At 45.6% G+C, this 9,095-nt stretch carries 9 protein-coding genes; 1 reads left to right on the plus strand and 8 read right to left on the minus strand.

Annotated elements, in window-relative coordinates; genetic code table 11:
* The 4 genes from H6G32_RS25845 to H6G32_RS27335 form a co-directional block, all read right to left on the minus strand.
* Positions 1 to 1,968: beta strand repeat-containing protein (locus H6G32_RS25845; protein WP_190463543.1), on the minus strand; the 1,968-nt coding region annotated here is incomplete at its 3' end.
* Positions 1,916 to 3,526: an FG-GAP repeat domain-containing protein gene (locus H6G32_RS25850; RefSeq protein ID WP_190463545.1), complete on the minus strand. Its 1,611-nt coding sequence runs from the start codon at positions 3,524 to 3,526 to the stop codon at positions 1,916 to 1,918. The genes H6G32_RS25845 and H6G32_RS25850, both read right to left, overlap by 53 nt.
* 57 nt (positions 3,527 to 3,583) lie before the next feature.
* Positions 3,584 to 3,745: a hypothetical protein gene (locus H6G32_RS25855; protein ID WP_190463547.1), complete on the minus strand. Its 162-nt coding sequence runs from the start codon at positions 3,743 to 3,745 to the stop codon at positions 3,584 to 3,586.
* A gap of 1 nt (position 3,746) precedes the next feature.
* Positions 3,747 to 5,810 (minus strand): TIGR03032 family protein, encoded by a 2,064-nt coding sequence (locus tag H6G32_RS27335; protein ID WP_309232639.1) that lies wholly within the window; start codon positions 5,808 to 5,810, stop codon positions 3,747 to 3,749.
* 525 nt (positions 5,811 to 6,335) lie between these two features.
* Here H6G32_RS27335 and H6G32_RS25865 point away from each other — a divergent pair.
* On the plus strand, positions 6,336 to 6,890 hold the full coding sequence (locus H6G32_RS25865; protein WP_190463549.1) for a 1,2-dihydroxy-3-keto-5-methylthiopentene dioxygenase: 555 nt from the start codon (positions 6,336 to 6,338) through the stop codon (positions 6,888 to 6,890).
* 102 nt (positions 6,891 to 6,992) lie between these two features.
* Here the strand turns inward: H6G32_RS25865 and H6G32_RS25870 are convergent, their stop codons facing one another.
* The 4 genes from H6G32_RS25870 to H6G32_RS27520 all read right to left on the minus strand — a co-directional run.
* Entirely contained in the window at positions 6,993 to 7,301 is a 309-nt protein-coding gene (locus H6G32_RS25870) for a hypothetical protein (RefSeq protein ID WP_190463551.1), read from the minus strand.
* A 36-nt stretch (positions 7,302 to 7,337) separates the two neighbouring features.
* Entirely contained in the window at positions 7,338 to 8,756 is a 1,419-nt protein-coding gene (locus H6G32_RS25875) for a radical SAM protein (protein ID WP_190463553.1), read from the minus strand.
* Between the two features lie 5 nt (positions 8,757 to 8,761).
* Positions 8,762 to 8,980: a prolipoprotein diacylglyceryl transferase family protein gene (locus H6G32_RS25880; RefSeq protein WP_309232640.1), complete on the minus strand. Its 219-nt coding sequence runs from the start codon at positions 8,978 to 8,980 to the stop codon at positions 8,762 to 8,764.
* A 36-nt stretch (positions 8,981 to 9,016) separates the two neighbouring features.
* A partial coding sequence (locus tag H6G32_RS27520) for a transposase (RefSeq protein ID WP_190462299.1) occupies positions 9,017 to 9,095 on the minus strand: 79 nt, incomplete at its 5' end.

Genomic DNA, 9,095 nt, shown 5'->3' on the forward strand with positions numbered 1-9,095 from the left:
CAATGCACCGTTAGTCGCAGTTAAGTTGGTAACTGAGAGGATATCACCCGCATCCACATCACTGAAACCTGTTAATAAGTCAGCCGCAGTAATATTGATGGCAGTATCTTCTGCTGTGTTGCTTAAAATGCCAGTTGGTGAACCTGTTGGGGCATCGTTAACACCGTTGATGGTGAGGTTAACTGTTGCTGTGCTAGTACCACCATTGCCATTATCGCTGACAGTGTAAGTGAAGCTATCGGTAGCAGTTGCACCCACGCCCAAGGACTCAAATTGACCGTTGGGACTATAGTCGAAAGTGCCATTGGCGTTGAGAGTAAGTAGCGCACCAGAAGCTAGAGTAATTGGTGTACTTACTGTGACGCTGTTGCCATTAACTTTAATCACACTCAGGCTGTCGCCATTGGCATCGGTGTCATTTACCAAGACGTTGATGTTGACGAGGGTATTTTCATCAGTGGTGGCAGTATCGTTGGCGGCAACTGGGGGGATGAAAGGTGATTCATAAGCGCCAATATCCACTGTACCGCCAATGGTGCGAGTGATACCCCGTTGGTCTGTGGTGGCACCAGAGGGAATGAGGGTATTGTCTCCCGCGTTGATGGCAGCCGAACCGGAAACTATAGCGTGAGTGAAAGTGGCACCGCCGTTATCGGCGAGAGAAGCGATGACTTGGTTAATATCGGTAATGCCAGCCGAGGCAAAGGTGATATCGCTACCAGTGCCGATGCTGCCAGATGCACCAACAAGGCTACCGATGAGGTTGTTGGCATTGCCTATTAATTCACCCGCAATATCAGGGCTTTCATTTCCAGAATCAAAGTTACCAGCGATAATCGTGTTTTCGGCAGTGACAGTACCACCATCATTGAAGACACCACCACCATCGCCATTGCCATCGTTATCAAAGTCAGCAGTGTTATTAGTAATAGTGCTGCTGATTAGGTTCAATGTACCCTCGTTGTTGATACCGCCGCCGCTATCTTGTGCCGTATTACCAGAGATGGTGCTGTTGGTAATCGTAGCTATTCCTGTATTAGAAATGCTACCAGTATTTCCACTATTACCAGAGATGGTGCTGTTGGTAATCGTAGCTGTTCCTAAGTTAAAAATGCCGCCGACGAACCCACTATTACCAGAGATGGTGCTGTTGGTAATCGTAGCTGTTCCTAAGTTAAAAATGCCGCCGACGGACCCACCATTACCAGAGATGGTACTGTTGGTAATCGTAGCTGTTCCTGTGTTAAAAATGCCGCCGACGAACCCACTATTACCAGAGATGGTACTGTTGGTAATCGTAGCTGTTCCTGTGTTAAAAATACTACTAGCATTCCCAGTATTACCAGAGATGTTGCTGTTGTCGATAGTCAGGTTTTCTATGTTAGCAATGGCGCCGGCCAAATCTATTCCACCAGTAATAGTCAGGTTGTTAATTGCTACGGTAATTTGATTGTTACTGTCCTCGTCATCCACCCTGAAAGCAGTAGAACTATTGTTACCACTGATAATGAGGTTACTTGCTCCAAGTCCTTCGATAGTTAGGGCGCTGGTAATGGCTAACTCCCCAGAAGTGAGGGTAATAGTATCGGGAGTACTATCGGCAAAGACGGAACCAGCGGAAGTATCAAAGATGATTGTATCTGCGTCGGGATTGGCATTGGCGTTGAGAATCGCTTGCCGCAAGGAACCTTCGCCGGAATCGTTGGTGTTGGTGACGACGGTATCGTTGGCAGCGATAGTAACAGTTGCGGTATTGTTCGTACCATCTACCGTGTAACCCGTGCCAGTATCTAAGTTGAGGGTGAGGGTTTCGTCTGCTTCGGCGGCAATGTCGTCAATGGCAGATAAGTCAACGTCAACAAAACTTTGTCCAGCCGCAATGGTGACAGTTAAGGTATTACCAGAAACCGTGACGCTACCTACCACCACTGAGGCTATAGTCAGCAGTTGCAGCTGTGCTGCCGCCATCAAGGGTGAGGTTGATGGTTAAATCCCCTGTGGTGTCGGTACGAGTGATGCGATAGACACCGTTACTGCCGCCTTCATTGGCTGTGGCAGTTTGTGCGGTGATGCTGACAGTGGGTGTAGTAGCGGATGTATTCTCGAAGAACAGGGTATCGCCGTAATAATTACCCACAAAAGCATCCAAGTCCCCATCACCATCGATATCGGCAAAAGTGGGTACAGCATAAAACCCCACATCTGTTAGTCCGAAGGGGTTGGTGGCTTCCAGCGTGAAGGTGGGTGCCGTGGCAGTTCCACTGTTGCGGTAAAACTGGGTATTGCCATCAAGATTACCGACAAAAGCATCCAAGTCCCCATCACCATCGATATCGGCAAAGGTGGGTACAGCACCAATTCCCACATCCGTGAGTCCGAAGGGATTGGTGGCTTGCAGGGTGAAGGTCGGTGCCGTCTTAGTTCCATTGTTGCGGTAGAACAGGGTATTGCCATTAGCATTACCCACAAAAGCATCTAAGTCCCCATCCCCATCGATATCGGCAAAGGTGGGTACAGAACCAGTTCCCACATTCGTGAGTCCGAAGGGATTGGTGGCTTGCAGGGTGAAGGTCGGTGCCGTCTTAGTTCCATTGTTGCGGTAGAACAGGGTATTTCCATCATAATTACCCATAAAAGCATCCAAGTCCCCATCCCCATCGATATCGGCAAAGGTGGGTGTCGCATAACGCCCCACATCTGTCAGTCCGAAGGGGTTGGTAGCTTCCTGGGTGAAGGCGGGAGCAGAGGCAGGTCCACTGTTGCGGTAAAACAGGGTATTGCCATCGCGATTACCCACAAAAGCATCCAAGTCCCCATCCCCATCGATATCGGCAAAGGTGGGTGTCGCATAACGCCCCACATCTGTCAGTCCGAAGGGGTTGGTAATTGGGGCGTTAAAAGTCGGGTCAACTGGGGTAGAAACGGGTTGATTCTCAAAGAACAGGGTATTACCATACTTATTACCCACAAAAGCATCCAAGTCCCCATCACCATCGATATCGGCAAAGGTGGGTGTAGCATTAGACCCCACATCTGTTAGCCCGAAGGGGTTGGTAGCTTCCAGGGTGAAGGTGGGAGCCGTGGCAGTTCCACTGTTGCGGTAAAACAGGGTATTGCCATCGCGATTACCCACAAAAGCATCCAAGTCCCCATCGCCATCGATATCGGCAAAGGTGGGTACAGAACCAGTTCCCACATCCGTTAATCCGAAGGGATTGTTGGCTTCAAAGGTGAAGGTGGGAGCCGTGGCAGTTCCACTGTTGCGGAAGAATGTGGTATTGCCGCCAAAACTCCCCACAAAAGCATCCAAGTCCCCATCGCCATCGATATCGGCAAAGGTGGGTGTAGCAGAATACCCCACAGCTGTCAGTCCGAAGGGATTGTTGGCTTCAAAGGTGAAGCTGGGAGCAGCCGAAGTTCCACTGTTGCGGTAAAACAGGGTATTGCCCGACTTATTACCCACAAAAGCATCTAAGTCCCCATCGCCATCGATATCGGCAAAGGTGGGTTTCGCAACAGACCCCACATCTGTCAGTCCAAAGGGGTTGGTGGCTTCTTCGGTGAAGGTGGGAGCCGTCTGAGTTCAGGTGTTGCGGTAGAACTGGGTATTACCGTCTAAATTACCCACAAAAGCATCCAAGTCCCCATCGCCATCGATATCGGCAAAGGTGGGTGCAGCATAAAACCCCACATCCGTTAATCCGAAGGGGTTGGTAATTGGGGCGATAAAATTCGGGTCAGCCATGTTAGTTTTCTCTTGATTCAAGTGTAGGGTTAATCAACTTACTCGTTTGCCGCACTTCCCCTACCCCAGTTAAATAGGGTGTCAGGTGTCGTTCGACAAACTGCAACAAACGCGGATGTCGGTAAGAAACCGAACCCGTGAGGTAGGGAACACCACTGTTAACTTGACGATGAATCGCTTCAGCTAACAGCGAAACCCCTCGCCCCCGCTTCTCAAATGCTTCCGCAATTGAAAAAGTGGTGTAGCGAATTGTGTCAGGTGCTACCCGATGGGTTAACACCCAACCAATTACCTCCCCCCGATAGCGCAATCCCAAGCTATTTAGGGGTTCTAAGCGGTGTGCCTCGACATTAGGCGGCAGGGATAAACCGGCATCTAACCAAGGAAACACCTCAAAGGTTGGAGGTAGGGGATACTTGTTTAACCAAGGTGCTTGGGCAATTTTTTCTGTGGCGGTTTTGCCTAGCACCAAGTTAATTTGGGGTGGTTGCCAATGTAGCTTTTGCAGTAGCGGTTCTAAAGCTACATTGGTAAGTGTACTGGTTGAATAGCTGAGGATGATTTCAACACATCCCTGTTGGGCTAATTCTCGTTCTAAATAGGCGACTAACCTTGTGCCAATTCCTTGATGACGGTATTCGGGTAAGACGAATAGGGAGATGATTTCGGCTTGTTGGGGGTTTAAACGTTCGCTGATGGCAAAGCCGACTATTGCACCGTCTAGGGAAGCGGAAAGCCCGGTTAATTCGCCTTGGGGCGGTTGAGTTTGCCAGCGTTTTTGCAGGCTGGGATAGGTGAGGTGATTGTAGTCGAGGGCGTTGCTGCTGTTGAGGTGATACACCCGTTGGTAACGGATTTGCTCCCCCCTTGATAAGGCTGCCTCACTACTAGTCTTCGGATTACCCCTCCCTAACCCTCCCCTTGTTAAGGGGAGGGAACTAGATTGTCTGGTTTCCCCCCAATCTTCGGGGGGATTAAGGGGGGTAATTTGTTGTGTGGGTAAACCAGCGACGGGGGGGATTGCACCTAAACTGGGACGTTTGGCGGTGGGTTTGGTGGTGACAATGCCGCCACTGTTGGGAAATGTGACTAGGCGCTGAATTTCGTCTGACTGTAAACCAATTGCTTGGGGTTGTAGCACCCCAGGCAGAACTACGACATCAAATAGTTCTTCTATTACTCCCTGAAAATATAGCCAGTGCAGGGTTGTGCCTGTCTGCAAGTCAATTACCATTAAGCCACACTGGGGGCGATTGCCTTGGGAACTTAAGCGGTTTTCTAGGGTTAATCCGGTAAAACTCTGGGAACGTAGTTGAGATAGTCCCACGAAGGCGAAGTTTTGCCAAAAAGCTAACCCGCGCACAAATCCAGGGCAGAAGGTGATGGGATGGAATTGATGCTCCTCGATGTAGCCTAATTCCCCTGTGCCGGAATTGAGTAACCATAATTTCCCCTGATACCAACGGGGAGAATGGGGCATGGATAAGCCTGTGGCGATGATTTCATTCTGGGCAACGTCGATGACGACTCCGCCATCGACGCGATGATTACGCCACCCGGCGGCTGTATCTGTGGTACTACAGGCGGTCACATAAGCGGGTTTGCCCTCTACCATTGCTAGCCCATTCAGATGACAACGATCTTCAGCGACGAGTTTGGAGATGAAGGGCGGTTGCCAAATGGGGACAAAGTTGTAGTCTGGGCTGAGGGTGGCTAAACAACTAAAGTCGGTATTGACAAAAATAACTTTTCCGGAGTCGTCTAAGACTAGTTCATGGGCGTTGACATCGCCTGTGGTGTGGGCGGTGCGGGGGACATAAAGGCGATCGCATTCTTTGTACTTTTCGCCATTACCCAAGAAGTTATCAAAATGCCAGAGTTGGTAGCGGGTTGTCATGTAGAGGCTTTTGCCTGCTAGATATAGCCCCATTGGTTTGTCGAATAGCCTTTCGTTGAGCTTCAACTGTCCGTTCGCTTGGCTACCAACGAAAAAAAGGCGGTTGGTTTGGTAGGTTGTGAATGCCAAGCTGAGATTTTGCTCGCATAGCCAAGAGCCGAATTGCACAGAAGCGTTGATTTATAGCCCACTAGGGGCAGAAACAGGGGTTTGCATGGTTATTGGTTTAAAAGAGAGTAATTAGCTTTGATTTCTTACCCTGGAGTACTGAATGCTACCACCTGCGCGATATCATGGGACTTGATTTAGTAAATACTTAACATTAAGGTTAAGAAAACGCAGTAAAATAGTCCCCTGCACCTCTGCGTTTGAGGATTAAAACTAGCTTGATGTCTGCTCGGTTAGGCAGTTGTCTAAATTTTTACTTTGGTAAAGCGGTTTAATCGCTTATTGTCATCAGCCTAGGAACTTCCAGAAAATAAAATATACGATTAATAATAATGATAATCATTCTAAATATTAAGGGAGAGGACGCCATTTTTGCAAAAATCCGGAATTGACTGGCAGTCTCAGACGTGAATTCAAGCCGCATACTTAACTATGTAATAAAACTCCGGTTTGTCTATCGGAAATAGTGGCTATTTGATTTAAAATTAAGTATACTCTTGTTAACAGATAATTAGTCTTTTTGTCATGGCGACTTTATTACTTGACGACGGCACAATTGAGACTGAGTTAAGCGAGATAGTTCGTGAACTTGAACCCCTCGGCATCCACCTAAGCCATTACGACCCCGGAACATCCCTCCTGTTCCCCAACCTGCTAGATCAAGATGTTGTCACAGAGTCTGAAAAGCGTTATGTTTTAGGACTTCATAACAGCGTCTTTGAATTCCTGCAACAAGAAAACGGTTATCTCTGGTGTGATTTGCAGAGTGTACATCCAGGTTCGCCTAATCTCCAAACGCAGATCACGACTTATAGCCAGTATCATACTCACACCACTGCCGAACCAATCTACGTATTAGCAGGAGATATGATTTATGGTTTCGTGCGACCAGATGGTAGTCAAGTACAGCTTTTACTTCAACCACAAGACTATCTCCATATTCCTGCTGGAATAGAGCATTGGTGTAGTCCTTCAGCATCGTTGCATTTCAAAGCGATCCGCTATTTCACAAATGCAGAAGGTTGGATACCAAATTACACAGGAACTCAGTTGAGTGATGCTCTCAACAAACAGCACTAAAGCTTAATTCCTACTTCCAGAAAATGACTTTGCAAGCATCTACCGATTTTTGTCTCTCGGTTTTCTAACGCGAATAGATTCACTTTGATTTTTGCTGCTAGTTTACCGAGGGAACATCAGCAAAGAACAAGTACCATTTAATAAAGCAGTAATCACTGCACCAATAATCACACCTTTCATCATTCCTGGTGCTTGTCGTCGTTTTAGCCAGAGACAAACTGGAATTACATATAAAAGTTGCCAGAATAAAAAACCCAAAATCCCATAAAGCAAAACGTTTAAAGAGTAATTACCGTATATCTTATCGACAATTAAGACCAGAAGAAATATTACTGCTATTGCTACAATATGCATCCCCAATAACAACAATATACCTAAAAAAAATCCCAAAAGTTCATTTTTTTCAGACATTAATCCACCTCTCTATTTAATGTTGACAGATCATATTTAATCGGGACGATTATTAACTAAGTGATATCCAGCGCTACCCTCGCGGTAAAACATATTGAAGGTATCAAAGGGAATAATCCTCCCGTCTGGGTGGACAATATGAATACAGGAGCGCTTCACCGAACGAACATCAAAGTTATAAGGGTCGAGAAACTGGACAATCATCACCCGAAATACATTGGAGTATGTAATACCTTCAGGTACAGCCAACAAGGGTAAACAACACAAAAGCTGCTTTAACGAAGTTGCAGCGGATTTTGGTGAATGACTGGTAGAAAATAATTCAAAAATTTGTTTTTTCAGTTCTTGATTTTGCTCATAAAGCACGCTGTTTGGCAACATCTTCACAAATGCATCGGGATTGATTAAGCCAGTTAGAGGTATAACTTTACCATTGATTTTTAGGGCATAAGCCATTGCTAAACAATCAGGATGGCAGGGAACTGGGAGAATATCTTCAGGTTTAAAATGGGGACTTTGTTGGAGAATTGAGCGGCGAACTTCTGTTAAAGTATACCTATCTCGCTTTTCTTCAAATCCCTCTAGTCTTCCCGCTGCTTGGATTGGTTGAAAAGTTACACCCCGAATGCATTTTTGTTGTAAAGCATATTCAATAATTTTGCCAATTTCGTGGTCATTTAAACCTTTTTTCAGGGTGACAACTAAAGTAGTGGAGATGTTATATTCGTTGAGATGGGCAATAGCTTTTTCCCGCACACCCCGCAAATCTGCGCCGCGTAATTCCTGTAATGCTTCGGCTTCAAAGCTGTCAAATTGCAGATATATCTCAATTCCGGGCATATATTGGCTGAGGCGATCGCAAAATGATTTATCTTTAGCAATCCTCAAACCATTGGTATTAATCATCAAATGCTTAATAGGTCGGCTTTTGGCAATATCTAGAATTTCAAAAAACTCTGGGTGCATTGTTGGTTCACCGCCACTGATTTGTACTATCTGTGGTTCTCCCTCATTCGCCACCACCGCATCAATCATCATCGTAATATGTTCTAAACTGCGATGACGGCGCGTTTGTTGCGATATATCAGAAACTTCTTCTGCACCAGAATCAGCATAGCAAATCGGACAGGAAAGATTACATTTATCTGTCACCTCAACTACAGTTATACAGCTATGCTGTTCATGATCAGGGCAAAGTCCACAATCATAAGGACAGCCATATTTAATTGGGGTGTTAAACTTCAGAGGCATATCCCCTGGCTTGATGAATTCTAGAGATTTTTTATAATATTCAATATCATCGGCAATTAAAATTTCTTCTCTCCCGTGGGTGGGACAGTGCTTAACAAGGTAAACACAATCATCTCTAAAAATTATTTTTGCTTCCACTTTAACGAGACATTTAGAGCAAACGCTATTCGTCAAAGCATAAAAAAGGTAGTTGCGAGTAGGCATGGTAATTAATCAAATTTTGTTAGTTGGAATATTTGGGGAATACTGCGACGATAATATAAAATAGCTAATAAACAAGCAACTTGAATTGCACTCATTCCTAAGAAAGGATGAAAATCAGGTTTAATAAAATCTATCAAAAATCGAAAACTTAAATAAGAAACTAAATAAAATTTAAATAAATCACCATTTTCATAGCGATAACGACGGCGAAATTGTAAAAACACAAGGCTCTTCAGTACTTGTTATGCCAAAATAATAAGCTAAACCCAATTTAATAAACATCTAACTCTAAAGTTTTCAAAATTTCTAAATCCATAACCAGAACGTTTAATCAGCTTA

It is taken from the genome of Cylindrospermum sp. FACHB-282 (assembly GCF_014697195.1).
GTDB lineage: Bacteria > Cyanobacteriota > Cyanobacteriia > Cyanobacteriales > Nostocaceae > Cylindrospermum.

Coding starts and splice junctions, on each gene's coding strand:
- H6G32_RS25855 (WP_190463547.1), bottom strand. CDS start 3,745: ATGGCTGACCCGAATTTTATCGCCCCAATTACCAACCCCTTCGGATTA.
- H6G32_RS25865 (WP_190463549.1), top strand. CDS start 6,336: ATGGCGACTTTATTACTTGACGACGGCACAATTGAGACTGAGTTAAGC.
- H6G32_RS25870 (WP_190463551.1), bottom strand. CDS start 7,301: ATGTCTGAAAAAAATGAACTTTTGGGATTTTTTTTAGGTATATTGTTG.
- H6G32_RS25875 (WP_190463553.1), bottom strand. CDS start 8,756: ATGCCTACTCGCAACTACCTTTTTTATGCTTTGACGAATAGCGTTTGC.